Genomic DNA, 16,577 nt, shown 5'->3' on the forward strand with positions numbered 1-16,577 from the left:
CCGCACGTGCGCGCGCGTGAGTAGGCCCGGACGAACCCGTGCACGGGCCGTCCGAGGTCATCTGGTCCCGTCGGCCGGGCCCATGTGCTCGCCGGGCGTGGCCAGTTCCTCGACGGCCCCCGCTCCGACGACCGCGCCCGTGGACTTCTTGCCGCGCCGCAGCCGGCCTTCGAGCCAGGAGGCGAAGGTGGTGAGCGCGAAGTTGAGGACGACGAAGATCACGGCGACGACGGTGAAGCAGGCGATCGTGTTGGCCCCGTAGTTGGCGCTCAGCGGGCGGACGGAGGCGAGGAGTTCGGAGAAGCCGAGCATCGCGCCGCCCAGCGCGGTGTCCTTCACGATGACGACGAGCTGGCTGACGAGGGCGGGCAGCATGGCCGTGACCGACTGCGGGAGGAGCACGTACGTCATGGTCTGCCCCTTGCGCATGCCGACGGCCTTCGCCGCGTCGGTCTGGCCGGTGGGCAGCGCGAGGATGCCGGCGCGGACGACCTCGGCGAGTACGGACGCGTTGTAGAGGACGAGGCCGGTGACGACGGCGTACAGCGGGCGGGTGTCCGGGCTGATGTCGGTGAACTCGGAGAGGGCCGCGTTGGCGAAGAGCATGAGGATCAGGACGGGGATGGCCCGGAAGAACTCGACGACGGTGCCCGCCGCTCCCCGCACGGCCCGGTGGTCGGAGAGGCGGGAGATGCCGAGGAGCGCGCCCAGGGGCAGGGCGAGCACCATGGCGAGTCCGGCGGCGATCACGGTGTTCTTGAGGGCGGGGAGGATGTACGTCTCCCAGACCCGGGCGTCCGTGAAGAAGGGGGCCCACTTGGACCATTCGAGCTGGTCCTGGTCGGCGAGGCTCACCAGCACCCACCACACCACGGAGGCGAGCGCGATCAGGAACAGCAGGGTCCACAGGAGGTTGCGCCGCCGGGCGCGCGGGCCGGGCACGTCGTAGAGGACGGTGGGTCTGGTCTTCACCGTTTCACCGCCACCTTCTTGGCCACCCAGCCGAGGAAGAGCCCGGTGGGCAGGGTGAGGCAGATGAAGCCGGCGGCGAAGATCGCGGAGATCAGGATGAGCTGGGCCTCGTTCTCGATCATCTCGCGCATCAGCAGGGCCGCTTCGGCGACGCCGATGGCGGCGGCCACGGTGGTGTTCTTGGTGAGGGCGATGAGGACGTTGGCGAGGGGTCCGACGACGGAACGGAAGGCCTGCGGGAGCACGACGATCCGAAGGACCTGAGGGAAGCCGAGCCCGATGGCGCGGGCGGCCTCGACCTGGCCGAGGGGGACCGTGTTGATGCCGGAGCGGACCGCCTCGCAGACGAAGGCGCTGGTGTAGGCGGTGAGTCCGAGGACGGCGAGCCGGAAGTTGATCGTGGTGAACCGGTCGGCGCCCAGGCTGACGCCGAGGGTCTGGAAGAGACCGAGCGAGGTGAAGACGATGATGACGGTGAGCGGGATGTTGCGGACGATGTTGACGTAGACGGTGCCGAAGCCCCGCATGAGGGGGACGGGGCTGACACGCATCGCGGCCAGCAGCGTCCCCCAGACGAGGGAGCCGATCGCGGAGTAGACGGTGAGCTGCACCGTCACCCAGAAGGCTCCGAGCAGGTCGTACCCCTGGAGGAAGTCGAACACGGCGGGCCGCTCAGTCCACGATGACGCCGATCTTCGGCGCGGGCTCGTTCTGGTAACCGGCGGGGCCGAAGTTCTTCTCGACCGCCGCGTCCCAGGAGCCGTCGGCGACCATCTTCTCCAGGGCGGTGTTGATCTTGGCCTTGAGGTCGCTGCCCTTCTGGACGCCGATGCCGTAGTTCTCGTTGCTCATCTTGAAGCCGCCGAGCTTGAACTTGTCCTTGAACTGGCTCTGCGCGGCGTACCCGGCGAGGATCGAGTCGTCGGTGGTGACGGCGTCGATGACACCGTTCTCGAGTCCGGTCAGGCACTCGGAGTAACCGCCGTACTCCTGGAGTTGGGCGTCGGGGGCGATGTCGTCCTTCACGTTCTGCGCGGACGTCGAGCCGGTGACCGAGCAGAGCCGCTTGTTGTTCAGGTCCGACGGCTGCTTGATGGAGTCGTCGTCGGCGCGGATCAGGACGTCCTGGTGGGCCAGGAGGTAGGGGCCCGCGAAGTCGACCTTCTCGGCCCGTTCGTCGTTGATCGAGTACGAGGCCGCGATGAAGTCCACGTCACCGCGCTGGAGCAGCGTCTCCCGGTCGGCGCTCTTGGCCTCCTTCCACACGATGTCGGACGGCTCGTGGCCGAGCTGCTTGGCGACGTACGTGGCCACGTCGACGTCGAAGCCCGTGTAGGTGCCGTCGGGGGTCTTCAGGCCGATCCCGGGCTGGTCGAACTTGATGCCGACGGTGATCTCGTCGCCGCCGTGGTCGCGTGGCACCGCGCCGGTGGCGCCGTTCGCGAATCCGGTGGAGGTGAAGGAGAGGACGACGGCCGCGGCGATCGCCACGGAGGCCCTGCCGGTCCTGGTCGGGTTCATGAGGATCACCTCAGTGATGGAGGATCTTGGAGAGGAAGTCCCGGGCACGGTCGCTGCGCGGGTTGTTGAAGAACTCGTCCGGTGTCGTCTCCTCGACGATCCGGCCGTCGGCCATGAAGACGACGCGGTTGGCGGCGGATCGGGCGAAGCCCATCTCGTGGGTGACGACGACCATCGTCATGCCGTCCCGGGCGAGCTGCTGCATGACCTCAAGGACCTCGTTGATCATCTCGGGGTCGAGCGCGGAGGTCGGTTCGTCGAAGAGCATCACCTTCGGATCCATGGCGAGGGCGCGGGCGATCGCCACGCGCTGCTGCTGGCCGCCGGAGAGCTGGGCCGGGTACTTCTCCGCCTGCTCGGCGACACCGACCCGGTCGAGGAGGGCGCGGGCGCGCTCCTCGGCCTCCTTCCGGTCCTTCTTGCGGACCTTGATCCGGCCCAGGGTGACGTTGCCGAGCACCGTCTTGTGCGCGAAGAGGTTGAACGACTGGAAGACCATGCCGACGTCGGCCCGCAGGGCCGCGAGTTCGCGTCCCTCGGCCGGCAGGGGGCGCCCGTCGACGACGATCTCGCCCTTGTCGATGGTCTCCAGACGGTTGATCGCGCGGCAGAGCGTCGACTTCCCCGAGCCGGAGGGCCCGATGACGACGACGACCTCGCCGCGGTGGATCGTGAGGTCGATCGAGTGGAGGACGTGCAGGGTGCCGAAGTGCTTGTCGACGCCCCGCAGCACGACGAGCGCGTCGCCGCCGTCCGCGCCTTCCGGGACGGGCATGGCACCCTCCTGGCTCACGCCCCCGTCTGCCCCTCCTCACGTTCATGCTCCGCCCTCCATCGGGCCCCCGCACTCCGGAGGGGTGGACACGGAGGGTGAGAGACGAGTCCGGGTCACGTTCGGCAGGTCGCCCGCCTCCGTGCGGGGACGGAACCCGCCCCTGCTTCCGCCCCGTGACCCCGGCGTCACGCTTCGGGAGGGGGCCGCGCCGTGCGTCACGCTGCGGGAGGGTGGCCGCGCCGTGCGTCACGCTTCGGGAGGGGGCCCGCGCCGTGCGTCACGCTGCGGGAGGGTGGCCGTACCGCATGTCCGCCGGAGCGGACGCGCGCCGGGGCACCCTGACGGACACTGGGGGTGGGAGCCGAGTGTGCGAGGAGGGTCCGCCATGAGCAGTGCCGCACCCAAGGTCAGCACGTTGCCTCAGGAGCACCGGGAGCGCCTGATGGCCTTCGCCGAGGACGTGCACTTCGAGTCCGGTCACCGGCTGTTCGAGGAACAGCAGTACGCCGACCGGTTCTGGATCGTGAAGACGGGCGCGGTGACGCTCGACGCGAAGGTTCCGGGCCGGGGGGCGCCGGTGATCGAGACCCTGCGCCACGGGGAGCTGGTCGGGCTGTCGTGGCTGTTCCCGCCGTATCTGTGCCAGTCGGGCGCCGAGGCGATGACGCCGGTGCGGGCGCACGAGTTCGACGCCCCGGCCGTCCGCTCGATGTGCCGCGGGGACGCGGAGTTCGGGGCGTCGGTCATGTTCTGGGTGGGTGCGATCCTGGCCCACCGCCTCCATGTGACCCGGGTCCGCCTCCTGGACCTGTACGCCCCGCACGGGAGCGGCATCCTGGCGTGAGCCAGGGCGCGGGGTGACGCAGGCCACGGAGGACGGCGCGCGGCCGAACGGTACGGTGGGAGGCGTACGACCCGGGTACGCCCGTCCCCGGCCGCACCTCCCCCACCCTCCGGCGACGAGCGGCGAGGCCACCGATGAGCGACCCGACGACGGCACGTGAGGCGATCGCCCTCGTCACCGGCGACGACTTCACCGAAAGCCCCTTCACCGAGGGGCCGTTGAAGGGTGACGGGCCGATCGACTGGCCCGGGTACTCCGCCGCGCACGCGCGCGCCTCCGACCGCACCGGCGAGACCGAGTCGGTGGTCTGCGGTACGGGCACGATCGGAGGGGTCGAGGCGGTCCTCGTCTCCTTCGAGTTCCGTTTCCTCGGCGGTTCGCTCGGGGAGCGGACGGGAGCGCGTGCCGCCGCCGCCCACGCGCTGGCCCGCGCCCGGCGGCTGCCCGTGGTCGTCCTGCCGGCCACCGGAGGCAGCCGGATGCACGAGGGCATGCGGGCCCTGCTCCAACTGCAGCACCTGGCGGGCGAGTCGGCCCGTACCAGGGCCGCCGGGCTGCCGCAGATCGCCGTCCTACGGGACCCGACGACGGGTGGCGGCTGGGCCACCCTGGGAGCGGGATCGGACGTCGCCCTCGCCCTGCCCGGCGCGCAGGTCGCCTTCGCCGGTTCCCGCGTCCGCCCGCCGGACGCGGACCCCGCCGCGTACACCGCGGAGGCGCAGCTCGCCCACGGCCACGTCGACGCGATCGTGGAACCCGACGCGCTCCGCGACACGCTCGGGCGCTGGCTCGCCCTGCTCACCCGCCCCGCCGAGGGCCCGGTGACCCCGCCGCGCGCGCTCGGCGCCCCGGACGCGCCGCCCGCCGCGAGCGGCTGGGAGGCCGTGGCACGGGCCCGGCATCCGGAGCGCCCCCGGGCCGCCGCCTACCTCGACGCGCACTTCACCGCCCGCGAGGAGATCTCCGGCGACCGCGCCGGGGGCGTCGACCCGGGCATGCGGTGCGGCTTCGGCAGACTCCCCGACGGCCGTACGGTCGCCTACGCCGCGCAGTGCGGGACCGCGACCCGCCCGGCCGGCTTCCGTACGGCCGCGCGCCTGGTCCGCCTCGCCGACCGGCTCGGCATCCCCGTCCTCACCCTCATCGACACGCCGGGAGCGGCCAACGACCCCGAGGCGGAACGCGCCGGGGCGGGCCCGGCGATCGCCGACCTGTTCGCCGCCGTCGCGTCCGCGCGCGTCCCGCTCGCCTCCCTCCTCGTCGGCGAGGGCGGCTCGGGCGGCGCGCTCGCCCTCGCCGCCCCCGGCAACCTCTGGGCCACGCCGGACAGTTACTTCTCGGTGATCGCCCCGGAGGCCGCCGCGTCCATCCTGAAGCGCCCCCCGGAGGAGGCCGCCACGACAGCGGACCACCTGCGCCTGCGCCCGCGGGACCTGGTCGAACTCGGCGTCGCGCGCGGGGTGGTGGAGGCGGCACCGCAGTCCTGAGAGCCTGCACCCGGCTACCGGCTCCCGGCCCCGGCTTCGGTTCGGCCGGTTCTTGCCGCGCTGGGCGAAGATGCCGGCCAGCGGCCACTCGGTGGTGCCGCGCGGACGGCGGGCGCCGGTCTCGCCCGGGCCACGCGCGGGGCTGTCGCTCATGTCCGGGAGGAACTCCGGGCACCCTCCCCGGTCCCGCACCGTTCGCCGAACCGGCGGCGGCGGGTGACCATGGAGTGCGGGACCGGACGGGAGACCGGCGAGGACTGGGAGGCACCCGTGGCGCACACCGGGACCACCACCGACGTACTGATCGTGGGAGCGGGACCGGTCGGCCTGAGTGCCGCGGCCGAGCTCCGCCGTCAGAGGGTGGGCTGCCGGATCGTCGACCGGCTGCCCGCGCGTCTGCCGTATGCCAAGGCGGTCGGCATCCAGCCGCGCACCCTGGAGCTCTGGGACCGGATGGGTCTGGCGCGGGCCGTCCTGGAGGCCGCCGTCCCGATGCGCGGCCAACTGACCTACGTCAACGGCACGGAGGCGGCGCGGCTCGACCTGGAACTGCCGCCGGAGGTGCCGTACGGGTTCGCCGCGCTGCCGCAGTACGAGACCGAGCGGCTCCTGGAGGAGTACGTCGCCGGGTTCGGCACGGCGGTCGAACGCGGCACGGAACTGGTCTCCTTCACACAGGACGCGGACGGGGTGACCGCCGCCCTGCGCGCCGCCTCGGGCGCCGCGGAGGAGCTGCGGGTCCGCTATCTGGTCGGCTGCGACGGCGCGCACAGCGTCGTGCGCAAGACGCTGGGCCTGTCGTTCGAGGGCGGTGCCTTCCCGGAGACGTACATGCTGGGCGATGTCGTGGCCGAATCCGACTGGGAGCTGCCTCCCGGGTACGCGCTCCGCTGCGAGCACCGCGCGGCCGACGGTTCCCCGGACGACGTGCTCGTCTGCGTCCCGTTGCCGGGGGCGGGCCGCTACCGGATGTCGATGAAGGTGCCGCCCGACCCGGCCGGACCGGCCGGAGCCGATCGCCGGCGGGCCGACCGCGCGGCCCCGCCGGACGGGATCGTCCACGGCCTCGACGGCGGGCACGGCCCCGGACTCCCCGACCTCCAGGACGTCGTCGACCGCCTCGCCCCGCGCGCCGCCCGGCTCTCCGCCCTGCGCTGGTCCTCGGTCTTCCGGATCAGCCACCGCATCGTCGACCGCTACGGCGAGGGACGGGTCTTCGTCGCCGGCGACGCCGCCCACATCCATCCGCCGACCGGCGCGCAGGGCATGAACACCGGTGTCCAGGACGCCGCCAACCTGGGCTGGAAGCTCGGTCTGGTGGTGCGCGGCGAGGCGGGGCCCGCGCTGCTCGGCAGCTATGACGCCGAGCGTCGTCCGGTGGGCGAGGAGGTCGTCGGCCGGACCGTCCGCCACTCCACCCAGGGCTTCGAGAACGACCCGGACGACCGGCGGTCCCTGCTGCTCCGTGAGGCCCAGTTGCTGGTCGGCTACCGGGACGGTCCGCTCTCGGGCGTCCCGTACGGCCCGCCCGGCGCGCCGCAACCCGGTGACCGTGCCCCGGACTGCGCCGGGCTGACCACACCCGTCGCCGCCTACCCGCTCCGGCTGCTCGACGTCCTGCGCGGCCGGCCGGGGCACGTGGTCCTGCTGTACGGGTCCGACGCCTCCGAGCTGGGGCGGGCGGCGGACGCCGCACGAGCCGCCGCCGGCCCGCTCCCCCTCGCCGTCCTCGTCGTTCTGTCCCGGGACGGCGCGGGGGCCGGGGACGCTCCGCCCGCCTCTCTCGGCGTCCCGGCGTACCGGGACGCCGCCGGGGAGTTCGCACGGCTCTACCTCCCCGACGGCCCCACCGGTCTCGTCGTACGCCCCGACGGGCAACTCGCCGCCCGGTTCCCGCTCGACGGCACCGCGGCGGCCCTGTCCGGCTGTCTCGGGGCGCTCTCCGTGCCGCTACGGGACCCAGTGGTTCCCTGAGGCGGTGATCATGACCTGGAGCTGGATGCTGGCGGAGAAGTAGCTGCTGGTGTCGATCGGGGTGGCCAGCATCTTGTTCCACAGGGCGTCCAGCCAGGCCTGGCTGCCGGGGTCGGTCATCGCGGCCACCGCGAACGGGGCGAAGTAGGCGGCCTCGCTGCCCGCCGAGATCTGGGTGCCGTTGAGCTTGTACCCGATGGCGATCTTGTTCGGGTCGCCGCCGGTCTTGGTCTTGATCCAGCTGTTGAGCTTCCGGGCGGCGGCGAGCGACGTCGCGTCACCGCTGGTCACCGCGTCGTCGGCGATGCGCCACGGGGTGCGACAGGCGTTCCACCAGTACGCGCCGTCGTTGGGGTCCTCCAGGACCTGCCCGGGGGCGGGCCTGGGCGTGGTGTTGGTGTCGACGACGAAGTCGGGGAGGAGTCCGGTGCCGGAGGCGTAGGTCGACTGGAGCCGGGAGATCTGGGTCTGGTGGGCGGTGCGCACGGCGTCCCAGGTGGTGTCGCCGGAGGCGGTGCGGAAGGCGCGGAAGTGGTCGACCATCCAGTCCGAGGTGCGGGAGATCCAGTAGTACTGGTCGCCCGAGCTGGTCCAGTCGCCCAGCTTCAGGAGCTTGGTCGTCGGGTTGAGCTCGTCCTTCTTGATCGCGGCGATGTGCTTGAGCGCGAGGTCCTTGTAGTCGTAGGTGCCGGTGCTGCCCCACTGCTTGTCGGCGAGGAGCAGGCCGTAGGCCACGTCCATGTCTCCGTCGGTGGCGCCGTCACCGCCGTTGACGCTCTTGCAGGCGGTGTCCTGTTCGGCGGCGAGCAGGTTCGGGTTGATGGAGGAGGGGTGGTCGATCTTCCACTTGACGAGGCCGTCGAAGATCTTCTTCGCGTCGGGGTCGGCGCCCGCCATGGTGGCGGTGACGACCATGCCGTAGCCCTGCGCCTCGGCGACGTACGGGTGGTCGGCGTCGGGCGAGATGATCTGGTACCAGCCGTTGCCGCAGTTCTGCCGGACGAAGGCGGACTTCCAGCGCTTGTAGTAGTCGACGACCTTCTGGTCGTTCGTGGCCTGGGATCCCGAGGGCTTCAGGATGCCGGCGGCGTAGGGCTTGAGGTGGCTGCCGAAGGGGACGGCCCCCGTTCCGCCGCCCCCGCCGCCGCCGGTGGGCGCGCCGTACACCTCGAACTCCCAGAGGGAGTAGCCGTACGGCGTGCCTCTGCCGGTGCCGTGCATCCGGACGTAGCGGCCGCTGCCGGAGACCGTCAGGTCGTCGGTCGCGCCGTTGCCCGCGGTGGTGGAGTAGACGTCGGACCAGGTCGATCCGTCGGCCGAGGTCTGTATCTTGTACGTCTTCCCGTACGCGTCCTCCCAGTTGAGCTTGACGCGGGAGATGGTGTGGACGGCCCCGAGGTCGATCCGGATCCACTGCGGATCGACCCCTTCGAGGCTCGCCCAGCGGGTGGCCGTGTTCCCGTCCACCGCGAGACCGGCCCCGAAGGCCGAGGTCTCGGTGGAGGAGGCCGTCACCGCTTTCCCGGTGGACACCAGACCGTCCGCGGCCTGTGCCTGCGGCAGCACTGTCAGGGGTACCGCCAGCAGTCCGGCGAGCCCGAGCAGCGAGACGCTTCGTCTACGCATGACAACTCCCTTTCCCTCCATGGCTAATCGTTAGGAAATATTCCTAACGATTAGCCGGAGAGTAGAGAGAGCCGACCTCCCGCGCAAGACCCCGCACGACAACCGGGCCCGTCCGGAGATGGCTTGATGCCTCGTCAGCTCACCTGCGCCGCCGCCCGCCGGGCGTCCCGGAGCGCCGTGTGGACCGACCAGACCACCGAGACCAGGGGCACGGCCACCACGGCGCCCACGATGCCGGCGGCGATCGAACCCGCGATGACCGAGATCGCCACCACCAGGGGGTGGAGCCGGACGGCCCAGCTCATGACGAGGGGGTGCAGCAGGTGTCCCTCGATCTGGCCGATCACCACGATCAGACCGACGACGACCGCCGCCACCAGCGGTCCCTGCGAGGCGAGCGCCACGACGGCGGCGACCGCGAGGGCGATCGGCGAGCCGATCAGCGGGACGAACGCGGCCAGGAACTCCAGCAGGGCCAGCGGTACCGCCAGCGGAACCCCGAGGAGCCAGAGCGCGACCCCGACCAGGATCGCGTTCACCGCCGCGACCAGCACGATCCCGTGCGTGTACCCGGTGAAGGTACGCCAGGCCGCCCGGCCGCCGATCGTCACCCGGCCGCGCACCGAGCGCGGCAGCTGTTCCTGGAACCAGCCCCACTGCCGGTCGCCCGAGTGGATGAAGAACACCGCGCAGAACAGCGCGAGGGCCAGTGTCGTCAGGACGGCCACCACATGGCCGGCGCCGCTCACCGCCTCGCTGACCAGCGTCGAACGGTGGCTGGAGAGGAACTCGCCGATCCTGGACTGGAGGCCGGTCAGCGCCCCCGGGTCCAGCCGGAACGGCGGCTGCTCCAGCCAGTTCTCGATCCGGCCGATCCCGTCCCGGAACTCGCGCACGAGGGTCGTCCGCTCCCCCGCCACGGCCTCGCCGACCAGGGTGAGCACGCCGAGGACGACCGCGACGCTGCCGAGCAGGGTGAGGGCGACCGCCGCGGGCCGGGGCAGCCCCCGGGCGACCAGGTCGGCGACGGGCCGCAGCAGCGCGGTGATCACCAGTCCGAGGAAGACGGCGACACCGATCTCGTGGAAGCGCCCGAGCACCGCGAACAGGCTGTAGACGAGCACGCCGACGATCAGCAGCCGCCACGCGTAGGCGGCGGCCGTGCGGAGGAAGGGGGTCACCGTCGGCGGTGTGCCTGGCTGCATGGCGTACGACCTACCACCGGGGAGGCGCGGGCCCACACCCGAGGCCCGACATTCGCCCGACACGCGCGCGGCATTCGGCCGACCGGGTCCGGGGCGGCCCGCGCCGTCGCCCGTCGCCGCACCCGCCCTCCCGTCGCCCGGATCACCTCACGGGACGGGGTGCGCGCAGCGCGGGAGCACCGGGCGGTCCTTGGTGCGGACGGCGGGCAGCCAGGCCGAGCTCCGCGCGTCCAGGCCCGTGCCTGCCGCCGTGCCCTCGCGCACCTCCCCGCGCGGCAGACGGACTCGGAACCAGCGCGTGGACTCCAGATCCTCCTCGTCGATGATCGACTGTCCCCGGGGGACCTCGCATTCGGCGTCGAGGACGTCCCCGTGCCAGACCCGGGTGGGTACGACGTTCTCGGCGGTGTACGGCCTCCGGGGGTCGATCGCCAGGCCGAGACTGCACTGCGGGTCGCGGTCCACGCGCTCCTGACAGCCCCGCTCGGCGTTGAACACCCTTACCCGTACGAGGGATTCACCGGAGGCCTCCACCCGCCCCGGTCCCCCGTCGCGGCCCGTGTACGACCAGATCGAGGCGCCCACCGCCCCGCACACCGTGACGGCGAGGAGGGCGGCCCGGGTCCGGCGCCCCCTGCGCGGGGTACGGAGCCCGGCAGCCGGTTCCGTCCGCCCGGCCTCGTGGGCGGAGATCCGCGCGAGCAGGCTCTCGGCCGTGTGCGCGGCCCGGGCGGCGTGGGTGGGGGCGAGGCAGTCGGCGGCGAGGGCCCGCCAGAACTCCGGGACCGTCTGGTCCATCCGCAGCGGGGCCCGCCCCTCCGCGTACTCCTGGACGGCGGCGCCCCGGGCCATCGGGGTGGCACCGTTGAACGGCGAGGCACCGGAGGCGAACACCTCATGGGTCACGATGCCCAGGGCCCAGATGTCGGCACTCGGCCGGATCTCGACCCCGAGCTCTCCGAGCGGCGCCCGCCACCGTTCGGGCGGGAGGTAGTCCAGGGTGCCCATCGGGGGCGCGTAGCCGTGTGTTCCGGTCACCTCGGTGGCGAGGCCGAAGTCCGAGAGCTTCACCGAACCGTCCTCGCCGATCAGGACGTTCTCGGGCTTGAGGTCGGCGTGCACCCAGCCGGAGGCGTGCAGATGGGCGAGGCCCTCGCAGATGCCGGCCACGATCCGGCCGCCCTCCGCCTCGGTCACCCCGGCGTCGAGCAGCTCCCGGAGGCTGCACCGGGCCCGCTCCATGACCAGCACGATCGCGCCGTCCAGGAACGGATGCTCCGGTGAGCTGAGGACCAGGGAGTCGAGGAGCCGTACGAGCCTCGGATGCCCTGCCGCGCGGCCGAGTTCGACCTCGCGCCGGGCGGCTTCGGCCACGCGGCGGGCCTGACGGGGCGCTAGCCCGGCGGTCGGCATGACCTTGAGGGCGACCTCGGCGGTCCCGGCCGCCGGATCGTGCCCGCCCTCCGCCGGGTGACCCGCGTAGACGGTCGCCCAGCCACCGGCCCCGATCGGTTCGCAGACCACCCAGCGGCCCAACCGGTGGCCCGGAGGCAGCGGTTCCGCCCGGTCGCTCCCCCACGACGTGCTCCGGCCCCGCACCGGCACCACGTCCTCTACCGTCCCCGTGCGGCCGGTTCGGCCCGGGGCGGCAACAGCGCGAGATGCTCCTCCCGCACGATCCCGAATCTCAGCGCGAGCCCCACCACGGCCTCGCGTTTGCCGTGCCGGCGATCGCGGCCGGCCTCCGACGCCGCGGCTCCCCCGACCACCCTCAGCTTCTCCTCGGCGAGGTAGTCGATGTGCGAGCTCACCGCACGGGCCGTCAGTCTGGCGCAGGAGGCGTGCCCCCTGAGCCGCTCCACGACCTGCGGGGTCGTCGGCACCGCGGCCGGCGACTGGTCCCGTAACCAGGGCTCGCAGAGCGCGGCGAGGACCAGGAAGTACGTGGCGGTCTCGTCGAGCGAGTACGCCGTGACCGTACGGCTCTCCCACGAACCGCCCGTGCCGAACGGGTCCAGGTAGACGTGGTCGGGCGCGAACACCTGGAAGGAGACCGTGGTGTCACGGCGGGTGGGCAGCACCACCCGGGAGAACTCGAAGGGGATGGGCGCGCCGGCCCGCCGTGGCGGCACCCGCAGGTACTCCCCGGCGCCCTCCGGGTTCTCGACGAGATAGCTGTGGGTCGTGCTGTGGTTGCTCAACTGCCAGTGGTCGTCGGTGACACGGATCTCGCCCGCGAGACGGGAGATCGCCGCGTCGGCCAGGCGGAGTTCGACCGGTGTCCTCGACGAGCCCCGCCCGAAGCGCGCCCGCTCCCCCGGCCCGAGCCTGAGGGTCACCGCGTCGCCGGACGGCTCCCCGTCGCCGGTACCGCCGCTCCCCTGCGGCAGATGCACGACTATGCCGCTCACCTCTCCTCCTGTCCCGCGCGTCGACAGCTGTCATGTACGCAGAACGCTACCGGTAGTACGCGGCGGTTCACCGTATGGCATCGGCCACTTCCATGACCGGCCCGGGGGCGGCGGCGGGAGGGGGACCGGCGGTCCGGCCCCGGGTCGAGGTGGCCGCGCGGACCGGGTTCAGAGGGTCGGGCGGCCCGAGCGGAGCGGGGCGACCGGCCGGTCGCCGAAGGCGGTCCACGGGCGCCAGCCGCCGCTGGGCCGCTCCTGTACGCGGGTGCGGATCCGGCCGTCGGCCGTGACGGCGAAGACGTGCAGCCGTCCGGTGGCGTCGGCCGCGGCCGTCGGCGTGGCGGCGAGGAGGACGCCGGGTTCACCGAACTCGTCCCCGGAATCCCAGCCGCCGCCGGGCGCCACGTGCCAGCGGTGGCGCAGACGCGCGCCCCCGGGTGACAGCGCGAAGGCCTCCAGACGCCCGTCCGCGCTGGGCGCGAGCATCGGCGCCGCCTCCGTCCAGCCGAACATCGACTGCCAGGCGTCCCAGCCTCCGCCGGGCACGGACTGCCGCCGGTGGAAGGCCCCCATGCCCGAGGGGCCGATCGCGACGACCGCGAGCCTGCCGCTGCCGTCCCCGGCCACGCGGGGCGCGGAGCCGGCCGCGGTGCCGAACCGGCTCCACGTGGCCCAGGGGCCGTTGGGCGAGGTCTGCCACCGGTGGTGGAGTGCCGCGCCGCCGGGAGCGAGCGCGAACACCTCCAGACGCCCGTCGGCGTTGGCCGCGACGACGGGCGGCGCGCCCACGGGTCCGCCGAATCCGGCCTCCCACGGTTCCCAGTCCAGTGATCCCGGGGTCGCCTGGCGGCGCCGCGCGACGGAGGCGCAGCCGGGGCTCGGCGCGAAGACCTCTAGCCGGCCGGCGGCGTCGCGGGCGACGGCGGGGGCCGCGCCCGCCGGGCCGCCGAACTCCTCCCAGTCGTACCAGCCGCCGTCCGGCCGCTGCACCCGGTGGTGCAGGTGGACACCGCCCGGGGCGAGCGAGAAGACCTCCAGGCGACCGTCGGTGTCGCGGGCGAGGGTGGGAACCGCCCCGGCGGGACCGCCGAAGGTCTCCCAGGCCGACCAGGTGCCGGCGTACGGGTCGAGCTGGACGCGCCGCAGCATCGAGCGGTCACCGGCGTCGAGCGCGAAGACGGTCAGGCGGCCGTCGGCGTCGAGACCGGCGACGGGGTTGTCCGGGCTCTGCCACGGCGGGGGCGTCGGCCGCCACTCCAGGGGGGCGACGTACAGCCCCTGCCGGAACCATCCGGCGGCGCTCGCGTACCAGGTGTCCCCGTCGGCGAACACCTCGACGGCGTGACCGCCGACGTGGCCCGCGTAGCCGGCCAGGTCGAAGCGGTACGGGTCGCGCGAGGCGAGCACATCGGTGCCCTCGTAGCCGTTGCGCGGCCCGATGAACAGGTAGTACCAGCCGTCCCGTTCGACGACGTACGGCGACTCGGTGACGGAGACGGTCGTGTCGGTGCTCGCGTCCGTGAACGCGACGCCCGGCGCGCTCCAGTGGACGAGGTCGGCGGGCGACGACGTGGTGGCCGCCGGGACCGGAGAGCTCGGTGTAGTACATGACCCATGTGCCGCCGGCGCGGATCACCATCGGGTCGCGCGCCGCGAGGCCCCGGAACAGCGGGCCGGACGGCTCCCGGGTCCAGGTGAGCAGATCGGTCGAGGTGGCGAGGTTGATCGCGGCGCCGCTCGCGCCCCCGGCTGCGTAGAACATCCAGAACTTCCCGTACGCCTCGACGACGTGCGGGGCCCACAGGTGTTCCTCACCGAAGTAGGAGGGCGCGACGGTGAGGGCGTCGGCGTGGGTGGTCCACGGGCCGTGCGGCGTCGGCGCGGAGGCGTGGGCGAAGGAGACCTCCGCCGAACTGTCCGGGGACTCACCGGGCGGCGCGGAGTTCCCGACGATGCTGAAGAGGTGCCAGCGGCCCAGGGCCCTGATCAGCGTGTGGTCGTTCAGATAGCGCCGCCGGGTGGCGGTGGACGGGTCGTACACGGGGGTGAAGGGCCCGGCGCCGATCCAGGAGGCGGGCGGGACGGCCCCGGTGGCCGGGACCGTCCCCGGGGTGGGGGCGGTCCCGGCGTCGGGGGCGGCGGCCCCGGCGACGGCATGGCCGGCGCCGAGGAGCGGGAGGGGGCCCGCCCCCGCGGCGCCCCGCAACAGGTTCCGTCTGCTGATCGGCGGCATGCTCGTCTCTCCAGGGGGACCGCGGGCGGTTCAATTGAGGACGGGTCCTGCGGTGTCGCCGACCCAACCCCACTCGGACCAGGTCGAGAAGCCGGTCTGCCACTTGTGGAAGGTGCCGGCGTGGCTGGTGCCGAAGACCTCGATCCGCCCGTCCGCGTTGGTCGTGGCGGTGACCTCCGTGCCACCGGTGCCGAACACGGCCCAGTCGGTGTAGGCCGCGTTGGCGCCGGTCTGCCAGGCGTGCATCGCGGTGTCCCCGTTCATCGCGAAGACCTCGACCCGCCCGTCCGGCGTACGCTCACTGCTGAGCTGCGCGTTCACCGGACCACCCGTCGGCTCCCACTCCGACCAACCGGCCTGACCAGTCTGGTACTTGTGGAACACGCCGACCGGACCGGAGGCGAAGACCTCAAGCCGCCCATCGGCATTGTGGTCCACGGTCAGATCGCGACCGCCACCGCCGAAGGTCTCCCACGACGACCAGCCCCCGTTCGGAGCCGTCTGATACCGGTGCTGGAAAGTGCTGCCGTTCAACGCGAACACCTCAAGCCGACCGTCCGGCGCCTTCTCCATCTCGATGCGGGCGTCGGCAGGACCACCGCCCGTGGGCTCCCACTCCGACCAGCCGCCGTTCGGGGCGACCTGATACCTGTGGAAGAGCCCGACCGGGCCCGAGGCGTAGACCTCGATCCGGCCGTCGGCGTTCACCCCCGCCGCGATGTCACGACCACCACCGCCGAAGGCCTCCCACCCCGACCAAGCGCCGGAAGGCGAAAGCTGATAGCGGTGCAGGAAGGTACCGCCGCTGATCGCGAACATCTCCAGACGACCATCCGCGTTCGGCGCGATCGCCAGCTCCGCGTTCCCCGGACCACCCAGCCTCTCCCACGCCGACCAGCTCCCGCTCGACCGCGTCTGCCAGGCATGATGCACACCATCGGCCGCCGCCGCGAACACCTCCAGACGACCGTCCGCCGACCGCGCCGACACCACCCGCCCCGACTCCGCCGGATACACCAGCGGTCCGGGCCCCGGCTCGTGGTGGCCGAGGCGGTCCACGGCGGCCCGCGCCTCGTCCATGTGCCGCCAGTGGTGGCCCTGGTTGTACGTGGACCAGGGCTGCCAGTTCGTACCGCCGGAGGAGATCTCGAACGCCGCGTTCGCGTTGCACTGGGCGTCGTAGGCGCAGGCGTCGTCGACCTCGGGGTGCCAGTAGTCGTTGATCTGCCACAGACCGCGGTCCCTGGAGGGGGGCGTGTTGTTCTGGACGTTGGTCGCCGACGGGTTGCAGCTGGACTCCGCGAGGGCGACGGCGACGGCGGTCACCAGACCGTCGCCCCGGAAGCCGGCCGTGTAGCCGGTCTGCGCGCACAGGTCGCTCGGCGCGGCGTACGCGGGCGAGGCACCGACGAGCATGCCTCCGGCGATGAGCAGCGACGTCAGCACGGACAGGACGATCCGGTGCGGGGCGCCGCGCCGGGACGGTGTGGGGTGGCTCGGCGTGGAGCGCTGAACGCTGTTCATCCACT

13 protein-coding genes are annotated in these 16,577 nt (G+C 72.9%); 3 read left to right on the top strand and 10 right to left on the bottom strand.

Annotation, left to right across the window (positions count from 1 at the left end):
• Positions 1-57: 57 nt before the first annotated feature.
• Genes ACRRSS_RS21775 through ACRRSS_RS21790 form a run of 4 tightly spaced genes read right to left on the bottom strand, consistent with a single transcriptional unit; the run spans position 58 to position 3,268 of the window.
• Positions 58-972 (bottom strand): amino acid ABC transporter permease, encoded by a 915-nt coding sequence (locus ACRRSS_RS21775; protein WP_435972798.1) that lies wholly within the window; start codon positions 970-972, stop codon positions 58-60.
• Positions 969-1,634 (bottom strand): amino acid ABC transporter permease, encoded by a 666-nt coding sequence (locus ACRRSS_RS21780; RefSeq protein ID WP_435972799.1) that lies wholly within the window; start codon positions 1,632-1,634, stop codon positions 969-971. Before ACRRSS_RS21780 ends, ACRRSS_RS21775 begins: the two co-directional genes overlap by 4 nt.
• A 10-nt stretch (positions 1,635-1,644) precedes the next feature.
• A complete protein-coding gene (locus tag ACRRSS_RS21785; protein WP_435972800.1) occupies positions 1,645-2,493 on the bottom strand; it encodes a glutamate ABC transporter substrate-binding protein in 849 nt (282 codons plus the stop codon).
• Between the two features lie 10 nt (positions 2,494-2,503).
• Positions 2,504-3,268, bottom strand: a complete 765-nt coding sequence (locus ACRRSS_RS21790) for an amino acid ABC transporter ATP-binding protein (protein WP_435972801.1) — start codon at positions 3,266-3,268, stop codon at positions 2,504-2,506.
• A gap of 385 nt (positions 3,269-3,653) precedes the next feature.
• On the opposite strand from ACRRSS_RS21790, the gene ACRRSS_RS21795 reads away from it, so the two are divergent.
• The 3 genes from ACRRSS_RS21795 (at position 3,654) to ACRRSS_RS21805 (ending at position 7,573) form a co-directional block, all read left to right on the top strand.
• Positions 3,654-4,112, top strand: coding sequence for a Crp/Fnr family transcriptional regulator (locus ACRRSS_RS21795; protein WP_435972802.1), 459 nt, complete (start codon positions 3,654-3,656; stop codon positions 4,110-4,112).
• A 134-nt stretch (positions 4,113-4,246) separates the two neighbouring features.
• Complete coding sequence (locus ACRRSS_RS21800; RefSeq protein ID WP_435972803.1) at positions 4,247-5,599, top strand: carboxyl transferase domain-containing protein; 1,353 nt, start codon at positions 4,247-4,249, stop codon at positions 5,597-5,599.
• A 270-nt stretch (positions 5,600-5,869) separates the two neighbouring features.
• Positions 5,870-7,573: an FAD-dependent monooxygenase gene (locus ACRRSS_RS21805; protein WP_435972804.1), complete on the top strand. Its 1,704-nt coding sequence runs from the start codon at positions 5,870-5,872 to the stop codon at positions 7,571-7,573.
• Here ACRRSS_RS21805 and ACRRSS_RS21810 read toward each other — a convergent pair.
• The 6 genes from ACRRSS_RS21810 to ACRRSS_RS21835 form a co-directional block, all read right to left on the bottom strand.
• Positions 7,550-9,199 carry a glycosyl hydrolase family 8 gene (locus ACRRSS_RS21810; RefSeq protein ID WP_435972805.1) on the bottom strand — a complete coding sequence of 550 codons (1,650 nt, stop codon included), beginning with the start codon at positions 9,197-9,199 and terminating at the stop codon, positions 7,550-7,552. The genes ACRRSS_RS21805 and ACRRSS_RS21810 overlap by 24 nt on opposite strands.
• Before the next feature lie 134 nt (positions 9,200-9,333).
• Positions 9,334-10,404: an AI-2E family transporter gene (locus ACRRSS_RS21815; protein ID WP_435972806.1), complete on the bottom strand. Its 1,071-nt coding sequence runs from the start codon at positions 10,402-10,404 to the stop codon at positions 9,334-9,336.
• Positions 10,405-10,551: 147 nt separating this feature from the next.
• Positions 10,552-12,012, bottom strand: a complete 1,461-nt coding sequence (locus ACRRSS_RS21820) for a serine/threonine-protein kinase (RefSeq protein WP_435972807.1) — start codon at positions 12,010-12,012, stop codon at positions 10,552-10,554.
• Positions 12,013-12,017: 5 nt separating this feature from the next.
• Positions 12,018-12,815, bottom strand: coding sequence for a serine/threonine protein kinase (locus ACRRSS_RS21825; protein WP_435972808.1), 798 nt, complete (start codon positions 12,813-12,815; stop codon positions 12,018-12,020).
• Between the two features lie 168 nt (positions 12,816-12,983).
• The gene (locus ACRRSS_RS21830) at positions 12,984-14,222 is read right to left on the bottom strand and encodes a hypothetical protein (RefSeq protein ID WP_435972809.1); all 1,239 of its coding nucleotides are present in this window, start codon (positions 14,220-14,222) and stop codon (positions 12,984-12,986) included.
• Between the two features lie 856 nt (positions 14,223-15,078).
• Positions 15,079-16,572 (bottom strand): hypothetical protein, encoded by a 1,494-nt coding sequence (locus ACRRSS_RS21835; protein WP_435972810.1) that lies wholly within the window; start codon positions 16,570-16,572, stop codon positions 15,079-15,081.
• Between the last annotated feature and the right edge of the window lie 5 nt (positions 16,573-16,577).

Origin of the sequence: Streptomyces sp. Qhu_M48 (assembly GCF_051305195.1) — a bacterium.
Taxonomy (GTDB): Bacteria; Actinomycetota; Actinomycetes; order Streptomycetales; family Streptomycetaceae; genus Streptomyces.